Annotated in this window: 14 protein-coding genes; 9 read left to right on the forward strand and 5 right to left on the reverse strand. The window is 59.4% G+C overall.

All coding sequences use genetic code 11. The features are described 5' to 3' along the window. The first annotated feature begins 20 nt into the window (after positions 1 to 20). Positions 21 to 668, forward strand: a complete 648-nt coding sequence (pdxH, locus tag AC1D2P_RS07645; protein WP_109787988.1) for a pyridoxamine 5'-phosphate oxidase — start codon at positions 21 to 23, stop codon at positions 666 to 668. A 6-nt stretch (positions 669 to 674) separates the two neighbouring features. On the opposite strand, the gene AC1D2P_RS07650 is transcribed toward pdxH, so the two are convergent. Then, entirely contained in the window at positions 675 to 911 is a 237-nt protein-coding gene (locus AC1D2P_RS07650; protein ID WP_046029331.1) for a hypothetical protein, read from the reverse strand. A 168-nt stretch (positions 912 to 1,079) separates the two neighbouring features. On the opposite strand from AC1D2P_RS07650, the gene AC1D2P_RS07655 reads away from it, so the two are divergent. After that, positions 1,080 to 1,544, forward strand: coding sequence for an outer membrane lipoprotein (locus AC1D2P_RS07655; RefSeq protein ID WP_046029333.1), 465 nt, complete (start codon positions 1,080 to 1,082; stop codon positions 1,542 to 1,544). A gap of 64 nt (positions 1,545 to 1,608) precedes the next feature. On the opposite strand, the gene AC1D2P_RS07660 is transcribed toward AC1D2P_RS07655, so the two are convergent. The 4 genes from AC1D2P_RS07660 to AC1D2P_RS07675 form a co-directional block, all read right to left on the reverse strand. Continuing rightward, on the reverse strand, positions 1,609 to 1,839 hold the full coding sequence (locus tag AC1D2P_RS07660) for a DUF7683 domain-containing protein (RefSeq protein WP_477758348.1): 231 nt from the start codon (positions 1,837 to 1,839) through the stop codon (positions 1,609 to 1,611). Positions 1,840 to 1,842: 3 nt separating this feature from the next. After that, entirely contained in the window at positions 1,843 to 3,081 is a 1,239-nt protein-coding gene (locus AC1D2P_RS07665; protein ID WP_477811372.1) for an S-type pyocin domain-containing protein, read from the reverse strand. Between the two features lie 147 nt (positions 3,082 to 3,228). Continuing rightward, positions 3,229 to 3,588 (reverse strand): DUF6124 family protein, encoded by a 360-nt coding sequence (locus AC1D2P_RS07670; protein ID WP_109788128.1) that lies wholly within the window; start codon positions 3,586 to 3,588, stop codon positions 3,229 to 3,231. A 389-nt stretch (positions 3,589 to 3,977) separates the two neighbouring features. Continuing rightward, a complete protein-coding gene (locus AC1D2P_RS07675) occupies positions 3,978 to 5,012 on the reverse strand; it encodes an AraC family transcriptional regulator (protein ID WP_077430416.1) in 1,035 nt (344 codons plus the stop codon). 355 nt (positions 5,013 to 5,367) lie between these two features. Between AC1D2P_RS07675 and AC1D2P_RS07680 the strand changes: the two genes are divergently transcribed. From AC1D2P_RS07680 to AC1D2P_RS07710, 7 genes are all read left to right on the forward strand, one after another. Next, the gene (locus AC1D2P_RS07680) at positions 5,368 to 5,934 is read left to right on the forward strand and encodes an RBBP9/YdeN family alpha/beta hydrolase (protein ID WP_046028034.1); all 567 of its coding nucleotides are present in this window, start codon (positions 5,368 to 5,370) and stop codon (positions 5,932 to 5,934) included. A 130-nt stretch (positions 5,935 to 6,064) separates the two neighbouring features. After that, complete coding sequence (locus AC1D2P_RS07685; protein ID WP_077430415.1) at positions 6,065 to 8,068, forward strand: DUF1302 domain-containing protein; 2,004 nt, start codon at positions 6,065 to 6,067, stop codon at positions 8,066 to 8,068. Between the two features lie 41 nt (positions 8,069 to 8,109). Beyond that, entirely contained in the window at positions 8,110 to 9,468 is a 1,359-nt protein-coding gene (locus AC1D2P_RS07690) for a DUF1329 domain-containing protein (RefSeq protein WP_109788129.1), read from the forward strand. Positions 9,469 to 9,619: 151 nt separating this feature from the next. Then, positions 9,620 to 10,690, forward strand: coding sequence for a WD40/YVTN/BNR-like repeat-containing protein (locus tag AC1D2P_RS07695; protein ID WP_077430414.1), 1,071 nt, complete (start codon positions 9,620 to 9,622; stop codon positions 10,688 to 10,690). 31 nt (positions 10,691 to 10,721) lie between these two features. After that, complete coding sequence (locus AC1D2P_RS07700) at positions 10,722 to 13,256, forward strand: efflux RND transporter permease subunit (protein ID WP_477811373.1); 2,535 nt, start codon at positions 10,722 to 10,724, stop codon at positions 13,254 to 13,256. 7 nt (positions 13,257 to 13,263) lie between these two features. Then, positions 13,264 to 15,042: an acyl-CoA dehydrogenase C-terminal domain-containing protein gene (locus tag AC1D2P_RS07705; RefSeq protein ID WP_046028025.1), complete on the forward strand. Its 1,779-nt coding sequence runs from the start codon at positions 13,264 to 13,266 to the stop codon at positions 15,040 to 15,042. Positions 15,043 to 15,146: 104 nt separating this feature from the next. Further along, positions 15,147 to 16,796: a fatty acid--CoA ligase gene (locus tag AC1D2P_RS07710; protein ID WP_109788132.1), complete on the forward strand. Its 1,650-nt coding sequence runs from the start codon at positions 15,147 to 15,149 to the stop codon at positions 16,794 to 16,796. The last annotated feature ends 66 nt before the right edge of the window (positions 16,797 to 16,862 follow it).

A 16,862-nucleotide genomic window follows, 5' to 3' on the forward strand; every position in this document is an offset into this window, starting at 1 on the left:
TTAACCAAAAGGAATGCGCCATGACCCAGCGCCTGGCTGATATGCGTCGTGACTACACCCGTGATGGCCTGACCGAGGCTCAAGCACCGGCAGAGCCGTTCGGGCTGTTCCACCAATGGTTTGCCGATGCGGTGAAAACCGAGCAGGTGCCGGTGGAGGCGAACGCCATGACCTTGGCGACCGTCGATCAGGACGGTCGGCCACATTGCCGCATTCTGTTGCTCAAAGGCCTGGACGAGCAGGGCTTTACGTTCTTCACCAACTACGAAAGTGCCAAGGGTCAGCATCTGGCGGCGAATCCGTTCGCGGCCATGACCTTTTTCTGGCCGGCCCTGGAGCGCCAGGTGCGTATCGAAGGTCGGGTGGTGAAGGTTTCGCCTGAAGAGTCTGATGCGTATTTCCAGGTTCGTCCGCTGGGCAGTCGGCTCGGTGCCTGGGCATCACCGCAGAGTCGGGTGATTGCTGATCGTGCGGAACTGGAGGCGCTGCTCAAGAACACCGAGCAACGTTTCAGCGACACGGCACCGCATTGTCCGGATCACTGGGGTGGTTATCGCTTGCTGCCGGAGCGCATCGAGTTCTGGCAAGGCCGCGCAAGCCGTCTGCATGACCGCCTCAACTACCGTTTACAGGGCACCGACTGGATTCTTGAACGTCTGGCACCCTGAAACAGTCTACCGATCGTGATAGCCTTCCGCAGCGGCCTCAAGCCACTGCGGCAGGTCCCGGCGCTTGATCTTCTGCGCCTGAGCGTTCGCCAGTTGCTGGAGCATGAAAGCTTTTTTCTGCTCGTCTTTACCCGCCAGGGCCAACGCCAGATCGCGGTCCATCCAGCGCTTTATCCGCACGTACAGCCACCAGTGGAAGTACAGACCCGCGACGGTAGTGACGACGATGATGAAGTAATCCATGACAATCCTTGGGGCAGCGGCGCAGATTCCGGATAATGCCGCTACTGTGTGGTGAGTTCGTGGTAGCGCCTGTACCGGGCCTGAATCAAACCATTTTTATCCGGGCGATGCCGTGACAGGCGTCAAGCTGCGGAGTTTAATGAATACCTGTCTTTTGGAGTTGATGCTATGCGTAAGTCTGTTTTGTTGGTTGCTTCCTTTTCCACGATGGCGATGTTACTCACTGGCTGCCAATCGAGCCTGACCGGTGACTCCTACTCCCGTGATGAAGCGCGTCGTGTTCAAACGATTCGCATGGGCACCATCGAAGCGCTGCGTCCGGTGAAAATCGAAGGCACCAAAACCCCGATCGGCGGCCTCGCCGGTGCAGCGGTCGGCGGCGTTGGCGGGAGCTCCATCGGTGGCGGCAAAGGCAGCATCGTTGCTGCTGTTATCGGCGCAGTCGCCGGCGGCCTGGTGGGTTCGGCAGCTGAAGAAGGCCTGACTCGTACTCAAGGCGTAGAAATCACTGTTCGCGAAGACGACGGCAGCATGCGCGCCTATGTTCAGCAGGTTCAGGAGAATGAAGTATTCCGCGTAGGTGAGCGGGTACGGATTGCGACTGTTGACGGGACTAGCCGCGTTTCGCACTAAGCAGGAACGGGTAAAAGAAAACCCCGATCAGGTGACTGGTCGGGGTTTTTTGTGTCTGTCGCTTTCACCCATTACACGTGAGTTGAAAGTAATGATCGGGATCGTAAATGGGCTTTCCTATGATTTTTTCTATTGCTGACAGTTGCAACTGACTCAGGTTATAGCCTTCCCAGCCTTGCTGGTTTCGAGTCCAGCCCATGATGGATTTGATTTGCTCATCGCAACCTTGCGGCAACTCGACGACAAAGGCTTGGAAATCCGTTTCTTTGTAAAAAGCTTCTACCAGATACTTCAAGGCTCAATCCTCCTTTCTTTTCCCTTTTCCCTTTTCCCTTTTTCTTTTTTCTTTTTTCTTTTTGGACTTTTTGTTTTTTGATTTAGTCGTCTGCTCACCTGTATTTGGATCGAATTCCCCAATGTGTTTACCTCGCGCGTCATACATCTCGATCGCACCATGCATGGAGTCCCATTCCAGAATTAACCCTTTTGCGGTTTTCCATCGTTTACGAAGGGCTCCACCACCTAAAACTGGTGTTTTACGGCCTACAACTCTAGCGTCAGGGTAGGCAGGAAGAGCTTCAGGTGGTGGGTAGTATTCGTGATCTCCCGTCCGAACGCTGACAACAATGTAAACCGGCTTCACCCCCGACCCCACCGGAAACACAAGAATGAAATCCTTGTACTCAGGCGGATACATCGGGTTCACGATAATGCTGTCCGCCGCTGGCGTAGGCGGATACACCCAAATGTGCGGCGCTTGCGGTGCGGCCTCCAGCGCAGGAATGCCAAGGATGTCTGAACCATCCACAGCCGGTGTCCAGATCAGCTCAACGCCGTCCCCGAGATCCGCCACCTGCTGACTGCCGCGCGCTGTGAACTGCACGACATCCACCATTTCCCAATCGCGATTTTTCCCGGTGTAGAACCCGTAGCCCTTGAGACTGCCATCAGCCTGTTGCTCGACCTGCAATCGAACGCGGGTTCTGGCCTGTTTCAGGGCACGCAGTTGGTCTTCGGTATACAGCGCGCTGTCACCCAGGCTMGGKGTCCAGAACAAGGCAACAACACCGGCCAATGTCGCGGCSCCGGCAGCGCCAAGGCCCAGGACCGGAGTAGCAAGARTGGGGGCGCCAAGGGCGAGCCGGCCRATGCCGAGYGAGAGGGTACTGCCACTGATGGTTTCGAGATTCAGTAGCCCTGTGTCGTCTACGTCACGAGCGCCAAGCCAGGCGATTTCACCGTAATCCTTGAGGCTGTCGGTGGGGACGACGCCTGAGGGATTCGAGTAGTCGATGATGGCGTCCGGCAAGTTGCAGGACTTGGCGAACACGCATCCGGCACGAACGGTTTCATCCTTTTTCGTCGAGCCTTGAAAACGATCTTCAAAAGCCTGCTGCCGAGCGAGCATGGCGTCGTAAGCGCTTTGTCGCGCCTCGCGCTCGGCCAGTTCGGTGGTGGTCATGAAGCGGTGGGTGACGTGATGACCGTCACCGGAGGGTGGGTTTTTAACCCTGGGAACTTCCTTGTTGCCAGCCACTGATCTTCCTTGCGTTCGTCCGTCGACAGCTCCCGAAAAAGGAGCTGTGCGACGTTAACGAAGGAGGTTGATGGTGGCTGTAGGACGAGTCCTGAATGTCGACAGGACTGTTCGCTATCTCAGGATTTCAGCACGGCGCCTTTGGCGTTAAGGGGACGGATCAATGTGATCCAGCACCCGGATCGCCGTGATCTCCGCCACCATGATGCTGTTGGAAATACCCAGCAGGGCGTGGCGCGACTCGCCCTCCAGATGATCCACCAAGTGATGGACCATCACATCCACCGAGGCCAGCGTCTCGACCAAAAAAACCGCCAGGGTTTCGGCTGTGGCCTCTGGGTCCACGGCAAACAGTTTGCTGGGTTTACGCGCAGTGGCTTTGATGTCGGCATTCGATGGGAAGTGGAAGTTGAGGGCGCGCTCGGCGGCGTCGTTGAGTTTTTTTGAATCGGGTTCGTACGGGGATGCCGGATCGGTGTCTGGCGGATTGGGCGTTACTTTGAACATTGGCTCGAACCTCATATGAGAGAGGCTGCAACCAGCTCGCGACTAAACGAAATGGAGGCAGCTGTGCACAGGTTAGTCGACCGATGAGCCAAGAAATCGGCGCGCCGAAGCGCCCTGCGCACAGCCGCCATCGAGTGCAGGCATGGGAGACCTGGCTGATAGAGGCATTGTGCGTTCTTGACATCAACGGGCGACTAAACCCGATCACTGATGGGCAGTGACATGAATCAAGTTACCGAGCGGCCTCAAGGCGCACAAGCCGGCGGATTCTGGCGTAGCCGTAGGTAACGGCGCAAGGTCTTGTGGCTTTCAGGACGTAACCTGGACGGGTTTTAAACAAGCCCTTTCGGGCGATGTTTAATACCTCAAAAATCGAAGGTTCGGCTGGCTCAGGATTCGTCGGGACCCGAGACAGGCTTTGAAGGGGTTGGCTTTTGTGCGCGCCAGGCGGCGGGGGGCATGCCGAACTGGGTGATGAACCAGCGTGTGAAGGAACTCGCCATGGAATAGCCGAGCATGTCGGCGATGCGCCCCAGCGAATAGTTCGGGTTCTCCAGGTAACGCAGCACCAGGTCGCGGCGCACGTCGTTGATCAGGTCGTTGAAGGCGCAGCCGTCATCCTTGAGGCGACGTTGCAGCGTGCGTACGTTCATGCCCTGGGTCTGGGCGATCTGTTCGATGGTGGCGCGCCCCATCGGCAGCAGCAGGTAAATGGCCTTGCGCACCTCGAACAGCAACGATTGCCCTTCAGTGCTCAGCAAAGAGTCGAGGTAACCCTGGGCGTAACGGGCCATGGCCGGGTCGGCATGGGGGTTGGTCGCATCCAGGCTGGCATTGGGGCAGACAATGCCGTTGAACTCACTGCCGAACTCCAGCGTGCAGCCGAACAGACGGCGATGCAGTTGCAGGTTGTCTGGAGGCTGGTGCGTGAAGTTGACACTGTAGGGGTGCCAATGCGCGCCTAGCAGCGCCGAGCACAAACGGAACATCACGCCGATCGCCAGCTCGTTGGCTTGCCGGGACGGTCGGAGTGTGTCGGTGACCACCTCTTCGCGAATGATCACCAACTTGCCGGCCTCTTCAATGAAGATGGCCAGCGAGTCGTTCATCAAGTGACGGTAATGCACCACGACCTGCAAGGCTTCACGCAGCGTGCGCTGGTGTGTGAGCAGCAAGCTGACCACCCCGAAGTCCGAGAGTTGACGCGACTCGGCCATGCTCAGGCCGAAGCTCTGGCAGCCACTGGCGACGGCCGAATCCTCCAGCAGACCCACGGCGGAATCGATGGGGATGCGATGCTCCGGCGCCAGCAGTTGGGCCCTGCTCAAACCATTGGCAGCCAGTACGTCACGGGGGTTGAACCCCAGGTATTGAGTGACCTCCAGGTAGTTGGTCAAGACGGCAGCGCGAACAAGCTTTGTCATGCGAAAAGTCTTCCCTGGGCCGGTAGCGTTGGAATGAGCGAGGCGACTATATCCAGCACATCATCAAATGAAAAGTTGTGGTGTTGGCGCTGATGTACAGCCGGTGACACCTCTAATCGCCCTCATCACATCGAGGTAAACCCTTCTCACGTATTGATTACAGTGGTCTTGGGCAATCTCGTTGCAGTTTTCGACCAGCGGGCACCTCACGTCGCCCCCCCAAAATCTGTCATGAAAAGAAAAGCGACTGACGTCCAATGAAAAGCGCCGGGGGTGGGCGCTCTTTAATGTCAGCACTACAAAAAGCTTCTGACCACTGAGTCAGTCGAGTCATCGAGAAAGCGTAGGTGCTGATGTGGACAAACTTCAAACTGTCGCAACCGTTTTGATCGTGCCTGGCCTGCGTGAGCATGTGGCCGAGCATTGGCAAACATTGCTTGAGGCCAAACTCTGCAAAGTACGCAGTGTCCCTCCGCTTGAAACCGACAAGCTCGACTGTGCCGCACGGGTCCGTGCAATCCAGCACGAACTGGAGCAAATCGAAGGGCCGGTGATTCTGGTCGCCCACAGTGCCGGTGTGCTGATGGTCGCGCACTGGGCCGCCAAGCACAGTCGCCCGATCAAGGGTGCGCTGCTGGCTGCACCTCCGGATCTCAACGCAATCTGGCCGCAAGGCTATCCTTCCTCTGAATCACTGCGGGCCCATGGTTGGGATCCGCTGCCCAAAGGTCCGTTGCCGTTCCCAAGTCTGGTGGTCGGCAGCACCAATGATTACCTCGCCAGCCTGGAAGCCGTTAGTGATATGGCTCAGGGCTGGGGCGCCGAACTGCGAAATCTCGGTGCCGTGGGTCATCTTAATCCGGCCGCAGGATTTGGCCACTGGCCACAAGCCGAAGCACTCGTCCTCGAGCTGGATCGCTAGTTCAGGAGCCGACTGGCGTTAAGCCAACCGGCAAATGCCCTCACTCCTGGAAAGCGCAACTCCCTGGAACAAGGGGGTGCGTGAGGGCGAGTGTGCTTAAAACAAATACAAAAATGGCGGAGACAACGCAATGCACAACAATAAGAGTCACGGGTTCACAGTTTCGCGATACACCTTGCTGGCCTCGGCCATTCTGGCCGCGACAATGCCGACCGCCCACGCGTTTGAATTTGATACAGGTAATCCGGACTGGGCCGCTCGTTTGGATAACACCGTGAAGTACAACTACGGTGTGCGTACCGAAAGCGCCGACAAGCGCATGCTGGGGACGCCGAACAACAACGACGGTGACTACAATTTCCGCAAGGCGGGTACCAACATCACCAACCGTGTCGATCTGTTGACCGAGATGGACGTGGTGTACAAGAACGCCATGGGCTTTCGTGTCAGCGCCGCCAGCTGGTACGACAAGGCGTATGAGAACACCGGTTCCAACTCCAACCCGTTCGTCAACGGCAATGATGCACGCTCCGGTCTGGTCGCCAACGATCCACGCCTGGCCGGTGTCACCAACGACAACGTCGGTAATGGCAGCCCGCACCTGAGCAACTACGCCCAGCGCTACTACACCGGTCCGTCCGGCGAAATCCTCGATGCCTTCGTGTTCTACAGCACCGAAGTGGGCGAGGAGTCGATGTTCAGCGCCAAGGCTGGCCAGCACAACGTGTTCTGGGGCGAGACCATTCTCAACCCGGTGCATTCGGTCAGCTACGGCCAGTCCGGCCTCGATCTGGCCAAGCTGGCCGCATCGCCGGGTACTGAAGCCAAAGAGCTGTTCGTGCCGCGTAACCAGTTGTCGATGTCGTTCACCGTCAATCCCGAGTTGACCGTGGGCGCCCAGTATTTCCTGAATTGGGATGCTGCGCGTCTGCCGGAAGCGGGCACCTATTACGGTGGTTCCGACCTGGTCGGCTTCGGTGCGCAGTCGTTCCTGCTCGGCAACACCAACGCCGTGGTACCTGGCAGCCCATTGGGTTGCGGCCTGGCGCCGTGCAACGGCTTGACCAACGTGCGTCGCGGTCATGACCTGACACCGCACGACAGCGGCGACTGGGGCGTAATGGCCAAGTGGTCGCCAGCCTGGCTGGATGGCACGCTCGGCGTTTACTACCGCGAAACGTCGGAAATCCTGCCGCAAGCGTGGCTGGATGCCAGAGGCATTACCTCGGCCAACCCCAACGGCACCCGCCCGACCGGGCAAGTGCCTGCGGTGGTCAACACCCTCAACTCGCTGAACACTGCCACCTATCAACTGGCCTATGCCGACAACATCAAGATCGCCGGCCTGAGCCTGTCCAAGGACGTGGGCGGGGTGAGCGTGGGTTCGGACCTGAACATCCGTCACAACATGCCGTTGGCCAGTATCCCGGCGATTGTCAGCACCGCCAGCCCGCTGGGTCTGGGCAAAGGCCTGGGCCTGTTGCCGGCGCGTACGGATGCCACGGGTGTGGTTTATGACACCCCGAGCCGCGGCGACAGCATGAGCGCCACCGGCGACACCTTGCACTGGACGCTCAACGGTCTGATGACCCTGCCGAAAACACCGGTGTTCGATCAGGCAACAGTGCTTGCTGAACTGTATTACAGCAACCTGTTGAGCCTCGATGACAAGAACGAAGCACTCTACAAGGGCAAGGGCACCTATCGCGGCATCGACGCGCCGACCCGTGACAACTGGGGCCTGGCCGTCAACTTCACCCCGACCTGGTACCAAGTGTTCCCAGGCGTCGACCTCAACGCTCCGATGTCCGTCAACGTGGGTCTTGACGGCGTGTCACCGGTGTCCGGTGGCGGTGCCAAGGACACCGGCAACTATGCCGTCGGCGTGGGTGCCGTTGTGTACAACAAATACTTTGTCGACCTGAAATACGTGGACTCCTTCGGCCAGACCGAGAAGTGCAATAAAAGTGGCGTGAGCACCGGCCCGACGGGTGGCGATGGCTCTACTCCAAACGCTTTTAGCGGTAACGAAAACTATGCGTGCTACGCCGGTGGCTACTCGTCCTTCTCGGGTGGCGGTGCCACGACTGAAGACCGTGGTGCTGTTTACCTGACGATGAAAACCACCTTTTGATTCACCACTGATTTGCTCAATGCAAGCAGGAGAATAACAATATGAAATTTGTACAAACCGTATTGGCTGCCTCGCTGGCGATGGTCATCGCTGCTCAGGCACACGCCGCCGTATCGGCCCAGGACGCCGCCAAACTGGGCAGCAACCTGACCCTGGTCGGTGCTGAAAAAGCCGGTAATGCCGATGGTTCCATCCCCGCCTACAACGGTGGTCTGACCACGCCGCCGGCCAGCTTCAAATCCGGTGACAGCATGCGTCCGGATCCTTTTGCCAGCGAAAAGCCGCTGCTGGTCATCGACGGCAAGAACGTCGATCAGTACAAGGGCATGCTCACCGCAACCACGGCGGAACTGGCCAAGCGTTTCCCTACCTTCCATGTTGACGTGTACCCGACTCACCGTACCGTCTCGTTGCCTCAGGCCATCCTGGACAACGGCGTGAAAAACGCCACTGGCGCCAAGTCCCTTGAAGGTGGCCTGGCCATCGACAACGTGTTGCCGGGCATTCCGTTCCCGATTCCGCAGTCGGGCAACGAAGCGATGTGGAACTTCCTGTTGCGCTACCAAGGCGTCAGCATCAGCTCCAAGTACGACTCCTGGAACGTCGACTCGGCTGGCGTGGCGAGCCTGGCGACCACCGGGCAAGCGAACATCTCCTACCCGATCTATGAAAACCTCTCGCAGCCGATCAGCAGCGCTGACGTGTACTACCAGATGAAGCTGCAGTACACCGGCCCGGCGCGTCGTGCCGGCGAAGCAGTGATGCTCAAGGACGCCGCCAACCCGTTGCAACAACCGCGTCGCGCCTGGCAGTACTTGCCTGGCCAGCGTCGGGTCAAGCTCGCGCCGAACCTGGCTTACGACACGCCTAACCCAGGCACCGCAGGCGCAGGCACCTACGACGACGTGTTTGTGTTCAACGGCGCGCTGGACCGCTACGACTGGAAGTTGGTGGGCAAGCAGGAAATGATCGTGCCTTACAACACCTACAAGCTGACCTACGTCCAGGATCCGAAGTCGCTGACCACCCCGAATCACCTGGCACCTGATTTTGTGCGCTGGGAAAAACACCGCGTATGGGTCGTGGAAGGCAACCTCAAGGCCGGTGCCCGTCACATCTACCAGAAGCGTCGCTTCTACCTCGACGAAGACAGCTGGACAGCTCTGGCCTCGGACCAATATGACGCCCGTGGTCAGCTCTACCGTGGTTCGTTTGCCTTCCTCAGCCAAAGCTATGACAAGCAGGTTCCAGACTCCACCCCGTTCATGATCTATGACCTGGTGGGCGGTTCCTACAACATCAACGGTGTGGTCGGCCCTTACGGCGGCATCAAGTACATCGAACCGCTCTCCAAGGCTCAGTGGTCGTCGGAATCCCTGGCGGGCGCCGGCATTCGCTAAGCAAACCGCGACAAAACGTTCATGCGGTCCACGGCTCACAAAGCCGTGTGACCGCGCGACGGTTGGTGCTCGCTGATCAGCGCGGCGCCAGTTCTTAACGTCGGGCTGCATGGTTGCAGGCCCTGACGCGGTTTTCCCAAGAGGACGCGGTATGTGTTCGAAAAAGTACCTGCAGCTGGCGTTCGGCGCCCTGCTTGTCTTGTCACAGGGCGCCACCCAGGCGGCCGGCTATATCGATGTGCTGGATCTGCCTGCCAGAGTCAGTGCCTTGGCGGTCAGCAGTCCGTTGTCCGGCATGACCCGTGCGGGCGACCGTTTGGTTGCCGTCGGGCAGCGTGGACACATTCTCTATTCCGATGACAGCGGTAAACACTGGCAGCAAGCAGCCGTGCCAGTGAGTGCCGATCTCAGTGCGGTCAATTTTCCATCTGCCAGGGAAGGCTGGGCGGTCGGAAATGACGGCGTGGTGTTGCACAGCAGTGATGCTGGCGTGACCTGGACCAAACAACTGGATGGACGCCAGATCGGTGAGTTGCTGGTCAAGCATTACGATGCATTGGCCAGCGCCGAACCGGGTAACGAAGAATGGTCGCGGCTGGCTGCCGAAGGCCAGCGACTGGCAGAGCAGGGCGCCGACAAACCTTTGCTCGACGTCTGGTTTGCCAACGAACAGGTCGGCTATGTGGTCGGCGTGTTCAACCTGATTCTGCGTACCGAAGACGGTGGCCAGACCTGGACCCCGTTCCAGGATCGTACCGACAACCCGCAAGGCTTTCACCTCAATGCCATCGCTTCGACTGGCGACGCTTTGTATATCGCCGGCGAGCAAGGTCTGTTGCTCAAATGGGATGACGTCGGCCAGCGTTTCGCCGCCGTACAAACCCCTTATCAAGGCAGTTTCTTCGGCGTGATTGGCAAGCCGGGGGAAGTGGTCGTCTACGGATTGCGCGGCAACGTGTTGCGCAGCACCGATGGCGGCCAGAGTTGGACCGCGCTGGACAGCGGCCTGCACATCAGCGTCACCGCCGGCCTCATCGATCTCCATGGCGATTACCGCCTGTTCACCTTGGGCGGGCAGATGCTGGTCAGCCAGGGCACTGGCGCGCAATTGCATCTGGTTCAGCGCCCCGTACCGACGCCGATAGCCGGCGCCACCCAGGCCAACGACGGCTCACTGGTGGTCGCGGGTAGCCGTGGTGCCCGGGCACTGTTCGTCGAATAAGACCTTGAACCTTTAAAGCGAGAACCCAGACATGGGCAATATCAAACAAGACGCCATGCCGGTGATCCGCGACGTGCGCGATTTCGACCGTAAATCCGGCAATCTGCTCGAACGGCTGGTGTTCAACTACCGCCCGCTGTTCATGCTGATGATGGCGCTGGCCACCGTGGTGCTGGGCTACATGGCCGCGACACGCCTGGAGCTGCGTCCCAGCTTCGAAAAAATGATTCCGCAAAGCCAGCCGTACATCCAGAACTTCCTGGAAAACCGCCAGTCGCTGCGTGGCCTGGGTAACTCGGTGCGCGTGGTGGTGGAAAACACCCAGGGCGATATTTTCGATCCCGGTTACCTGGACGTGCTCAAGCAGGTCAACGATCAATTGTTCCTCACCGAGGGCGTCGAGCGGGCCTGGATGAAGTCGTTGTGGAGCCCGGCGGTACGCTGGACCGAAGTCACCGAGGAAGGTTTCCAGGGTGGCCCGGTGATGCCCGATACCTACCAGGGCAAACCTGAAGAAATCGAGCAACTGCGCCAGAACATTTCCCGTGCCGGTATCGTCGGCAGCCTGGTGGCCAGCGACTTCAAATCGAGCATGCTGATTGTGCCGCTGATGGACAAGGCAGCGGCTGGTGGCCAGCGCATCAACTATCACGCGTTCTCGCAGATGCTCGAAGAGCAGTTGCGCGACAAAATCGAATACGCCGGTGACAGCGCAGCGCGCAAGTCCGGCGTTGAAGGCAAGGGTCACTACAAGGTTCGGGTGATCGGTTTCGCCAAGTTGATGGGCGACCTGATCGATGGCCTGATTCAGGTGATGATGTTCTTCGGCCTGGCTGTCGTGACCTCGCTGATTATCATCTACGCCTACACCCGTTGCATACGCAGCACCCTGCTGGTGGTCGGCTGCTCGTTGATCGCGGTGGTCTGGCAATTGGGCATCGTCGCCTGGCTGGGCTACGCCATCGACCCGTACTCGGTGCTGGTGCCGTTCCTGATTTTCGCCATCGGTGTGTCCCACGCGGCGCAGAAGATGAACGGCATCATGCAGGACATCGCTCGCGGCACCCACAAGCTGATCGCCGCGCGCTACACCTTTCGCCGTCTGTTCATCGCCGGCGTTACTGCGCTGCTGGCCGACGCCGTGGGCTTTGCCGTGTTGATGCTGATCGACATTCCGGTGATCCAGGACCTGGCCATTACCGCGAGTATTGGTGTTGCGGTGTTGATCTTTACCTCGCTGCTGCTGATGCCGGTTGCGCTGTCCTATGTCGGCGTCGGCGCCAAGGCGGCCGAACGTGCCCTGAAAATCGACACCCGCGCCGACCGCCACAAAGGCTTCGGTCGCTTGTGGGATATGCTCGACCGCTTCACCACCKCCAAGTGGGCGACAGGTGCTGTGCTGGTCGCGTTGCTGATGGGCGTCGGCGGTTTCATGGTCAGCCAGCACCTGAAGATCGGCGACCTGGAAAGTGGTGCGCCGGAGTTGCGTGCCGACTCGCGTTATAACCGTGACAACGCTTACATCACCCAGCACTACGCGCTGTCCAGCGACCTGTTTGCGGTGATGATCAAGACTGCACCGGAAGGCTGCCTGAACTACAAGACGCTGGTGCTTGCCGATCGCCTGGCCTGGGAACTGCAACAGAATCCGGGCGTGCAGGCGACCACGTCGCTGGTCAACGCCGTGCGTCAAATCACGGCCGGGACCTACGAGGGCAACCCCAAGCTCAACAACATCCAGCGTAACCAGGACGTTCTGAACTACGCCGCGCAACAAGCCTCGGTCAACTCTCCTGAGTTGTTCAACACCGATTGCTCGCTGATGCCGGTGATTGCTTACCTCAAGGACCACAAGGCCGAAACCCTGGACGCCGTGGTCGCCATTGCGGACAAGTTTGCCAAGGAAAACAGCACCGATGATCGTCAGTTCCTGCTGGCTGCCGGCAGCGCCGGTATCGAAGCGGCGACCAACATCGTGGTGCGCGAGGCCAACCACACCATGCTGCTTTACGTCTACGCAGCGGTGACGTTGTTCTGCCTGATCACCTTCCGCAGCTGGCGCGCGACGCTGGTGGCGCTGTTGCCTCTGGTCCTGACTTCGATTCTTTGTGAAGCCTTGATGGTGGCCATGGGCATCGGCGTGAAAGTGGCGACTTTGCCCGTGATCGCGTTGGGGGTGGGGATCGGCGTGGACTACGCGTTGTATCTGCTCAGTGTGCAGTTGCATTTCCAGCGCCAGGGTCTGTCGCTGTCCCAATCCTACCGCAACGCCGTGTCGTTCACGGGCCGGGTGGTCGGCCTGGTCGGCATCACCCTGGCGGCAGGCGTGGTGTGCTGGGTCTGGTCGCCGATCAAGTTCCAGGCTGACATGGGCATCCTGCTGACCTTCATGTTCCTGTGGAACATGCTCGGCGCGCTGATCCTGATTCCGGCCCTGTCGTACTTCCTGTTGCGCAATCGGGCGCTGGAACGGGGTGACGTTACCGACGAAACCCCAGCACAAACCGATACCTGCGATACCGCTCAACGTCCTGGCATGCCCCATGCCGTGACCACTTCCGAGTAAGTTAAAGATGTCTGACTACAACGCTCCTCTGCGCGACATGCGCTTCGTACTCAACGAGGTTTTTCAGGTGTCCCGGCTGTGGGCCAGTTTGCCTGGCCTGGCTGAAGTGATCGATGAAGAAACCGCTGCCGCGATCCTCGAAGAGGCCGGCAAAATCAGCGGCGAAGTCATTGCACCCTTGAACCGTGCCAGCGACGAACAGGGTTGCACCTGGAACAACGGCTCGGTCAGCGCACCGGACGGTTTTGCGCAGGCGTACCAGGCATTCGCCGAGGGCGGTTGGGTCGGTGTCGGCGGTGATCCGCACTACGGTGGCATGGGCATGCCCAAGGCCATTTCCGCGCAGGTCGAAGAGATGGTCAACGCGGCCAGCCTGTCGTTCGGCCTGTACCCGATGTTGACCGCCGGCGCGTGCCTGTCGATCAAGGCCCACGCCAGTGAAGAACTGAAAGCGACGTACCTGCCGAACATGTACGCCGGCACATGGACCGGTTCGATGTGCCTGACCGAGGCCCATGCCGGCACCGATCTGGGCTTGATTCGCACCAAGGCCGAACCTCAGGCCGACGGCAGCTATGCGATCAGCGGCAGCAAGATTTTCATCACCGGCGGCGACCACGACCTGACGGAAAACATCATCCATCTGGTCCTGGCCCGCCTGCCGGATGCACCGGCGGGGCCTAAAGGCATTTCCCTGTTCCTGGTGCCGAAAGTATTGGTCAATGCCGACGGTTCACTGGGCGAAAAAAACGCCCTGTCCTGCGGCTCCATCGAGCACAAGATGGGCATCAAGGCCTCCGCTACCTGCGTCATGAACTTTGACGGCGCGAAAGGCTGGATCGTCGACGCGCCGAACAAAGGCCTGGCGGCGATGTTCACCATGATGAATTACGAACGCCTGGGTGTGGGTATCCAGGGCCTGGCACAGGGTGAGCGCTCGTATCAGAACGCCGTCGCCTATGCCCGTGACCGCCTGCAAAGTCGTGCGCCGACCGGCGCGCAATGCAAAGACAAATCCGCCGACCCGATCATCGTCCACCCGGACGTGCGCCGCATGCTGCTGACCATGAAAGCCTTGAACGAAGGCGGTCGTGCATTCTCGACGTACGTGGCCATGCAACTGGACACCGCCAAGTACAGCGAAGACGAAACGACCCGCAAGCGTGCTGAAGAATTGGTGGCGTTGCTGACGCCGGTGGCCAAGGCGTTTCTCACCGACATGGGCCTGGAGACCACGATTCACGGTCAGCAAGTCTTCGGCGGCCACGGCTACATTCGCGAGTGGGGCCAGGAGCAACTGGTGCGCGACGTGCGCATCACGCAAATCTACGAAGGCACCAACGGCATCCAGTCGCTGGACCTGGCCGGGCGCAAGATCGTCGCCAGCGGCGGGGCGCTCTATCGTCTGTTCGCTTCGGAAATTCGCGACTTCACCGCCAACGCCAGTGCTGACCTTGGCGAGTTCACCAAGCCGTTGAACGCGGCTCTGGACACCCTCGACGAATTGACCGAGTGGTTGCTGGACCGGGCGAAAAACAACCCGAACGAAATCGGTGCAGCCTCGGTCGAGTACCTGCATGTGTTCGGCTACACCGCCTACGCCTACATGTGGGCGCTGATGGCCAAGGCCGCCCTGAGCGCGCCTTCCGAGGACGACTTCTACGCGAGCAAGCTCGGCACCGCGCGTTTCTACTTCGCCCGGTTGTTGCCGCGCATCCATTCGTTGAGCGCGTCGGCCCAGGCCGGCAGCGAATGCCTCTACGAACTGGATGCAGAGCAGTTCTGATCGCCATGCCCCCGCGACTTCCGGCCTAGCGCCGGAAGTCGAATGCAACCGTGTGCATCACGGGGCATTGAGCCAACGCTAAAAAGGACCAGGAACCCCCAACCATGATGGCGACAAAAATAATCCCGCCCGCCGACGGCGCCTATGCCTATCCCTTGCTGATCAAACAGCTCTTGCTGTCCGGTGTGCGCTACGAGCCGGGCCGGGAAATCGTGTATGCCGACAAACTGCGCTACAGCTACCAGACGCTCAACAAGCGTATCCGCCGGCTGGCCAATGCCCTGACGGCGGCCGGCGTCAAGGCTGGCGACACCGTGGCATTGCTCGACTGGGACAGCCATCGCTACCTGGAGTGCTTCTTCGCCGTGCCGATGATCGGCGCGGTGCTGCACACGGTGAACATCCGTCTTTCGCCGGATCAGGTGCTCTTCACCATGAACCACGCCGAAGATGATGTGGTGCTGGTGCATGATGATTTCCTGCCGTTGCTGGAGCCGATCCAGGACAAACTCACCACCGTCAAACGCTACGTGCAATTGACGGACGATTCGGCGACCGATACCTCATTACCGGTGTTGGGCGAGTATGAGCACCTGCTGTCCCAGGCCTCAGACCAGTACGACTTCCCCGATTTTGACGAGAACTCGGTGGCGACGCTGTTCTACACCACCGGCACCACCGGCGACCCGAAAGGGGTGTATTTCACCCACCGCCAATTGGTCCTGCACACGTTGAATGCCGTCGCCACGCTGGGCGTTTATCAAGGCCAGCCGCTGCTGCGTTCCGATGACGTGTACATGCCCATCACACCGATGTTTCACGTGCATGCGTGGGGTGTGCCGTATGTCGCGACACTGATGGGCATCAAGCAGGTCTATCCCGGCCGCTACGAACCCAACAGCCTGGTCAAACTCTTCCGCGAAGAAAAGGTCACGTTCTCCCACTGCGTACCGACCATTTTGCAAATGATCCTGAACTGCGAGGCGGCCAAACAGACCCGTTTCGACGGTTGGAAAATGCTCCTGGGCGGCAGCGCGTTGACCCTGGGGATTGCCAGCGAGGCGAGCGCCAAAGGGATTGCGGTGCACTGCGGTTACGGCATGTCGGAAACCTGCCCACTGCTGTGCCTGACTTACCTGCGTGAAGACGACCTTGCGCAATCCACCGAGGAGCAACTGGCCATCCGCATCAAGACCGGGACACCGGTGCCGATGGTCGACCTGAAAATCATCGATGCCAGTGGCAACGACGTTGTCCATGACGGCGAGTCCCTTGGGGAAATCGTGGTCCGCGCGCCCTGGCTGACCCAAGGCTATTTGCATGAGCCCGAAAAGGGCGCCGAGCTGTGGCAGGGCGGTTGGCTGCACACCGGCGACATGGCTTCCATCGACCCGTTGGGCGGGGTGGAAATCAAAGACCGAATCAAGGATGTGATCAAGACCGGGGGCGAGTGGATCAGCTCCCTGGAGCTGGAGAGCCTGATCAGCGAGCACGAGGCGGTGATGTCCGTCGCGGTCGTCGGCATTGTCGATGAACAGTGGGGCGAACGGCCCATGGCGCTGGTGGTGTGCGAACCGGGGCAGTATCTGGATCGTAAAATCCTTGAAGCGCATCTTCAAGGCTTTGTCGAGAGTGGCCGCATCAACAAATGGGCGATCCCCAAGCAGTTCAAGTTCGTGGCTGAAATCCCCAAGACCAGTGTGGGGAAAATCAACAAGAAGCTCATTCGCGAACACGCGTTGGCTGAAGGTTGAGGCCACCGGGAGTTGGCTGGACGCGGACTTCCCGGGGTAGTAAATGAACGTGGCGTGAGGGCAACC

This window comes from Pseudomonas sp. P1_F1_2 (assembly GCF_056405815.1).

Coding starts and splice junctions, on each gene's coding strand:
- pdxH (WP_109787988.1), top strand. CDS start 21: ATGACCCAGCGCCTGGCTGATATGCGTCGTGACTACACCCGTGATGGC.
- AC1D2P_RS07650 (WP_046029331.1), bottom strand. CDS start 911: ATGGATTACTTCATCATCGTCGTCACTACCGTCGCGGGTCTGTACTTC.
- AC1D2P_RS07655 (WP_046029333.1), top strand. CDS start 1,080: ATGCGTAAGTCTGTTTTGTTGGTTGCTTCCTTTTCCACGATGGCGATG.
- AC1D2P_RS07670 (WP_109788128.1), bottom strand. CDS start 3,588: ATGTTCAAAGTAACGCCCAATCCGCCAGACACCGATCCGGCATCCCCG.
- AC1D2P_RS07675 (WP_077430416.1), bottom strand. CDS start 5,012: ATGACAAAGCTTGTTCGCGCTGCCGTCTTGACCAACTACCTGGAGGTC.
- AC1D2P_RS07685 (WP_077430415.1), top strand. CDS start 6,065: ATGCACAACAATAAGAGTCACGGGTTCACAGTTTCGCGATACACCTTG.
- AC1D2P_RS07690 (WP_109788129.1), top strand. CDS start 8,110: ATGAAATTTGTACAAACCGTATTGGCTGCCTCGCTGGCGATGGTCATC.
- AC1D2P_RS07695 (WP_077430414.1), top strand. CDS start 9,620: ATGTGTTCGAAAAAGTACCTGCAGCTGGCGTTCGGCGCCCTGCTTGTC.
- AC1D2P_RS07705 (WP_046028025.1), top strand. CDS start 13,264: ATGTCTGACTACAACGCTCCTCTGCGCGACATGCGCTTCGTACTCAAC.
- AC1D2P_RS07710 (WP_109788132.1), top strand. CDS start 15,147: ATGATGGCGACAAAAATAATCCCGCCCGCCGACGGCGCCTATGCCTAT.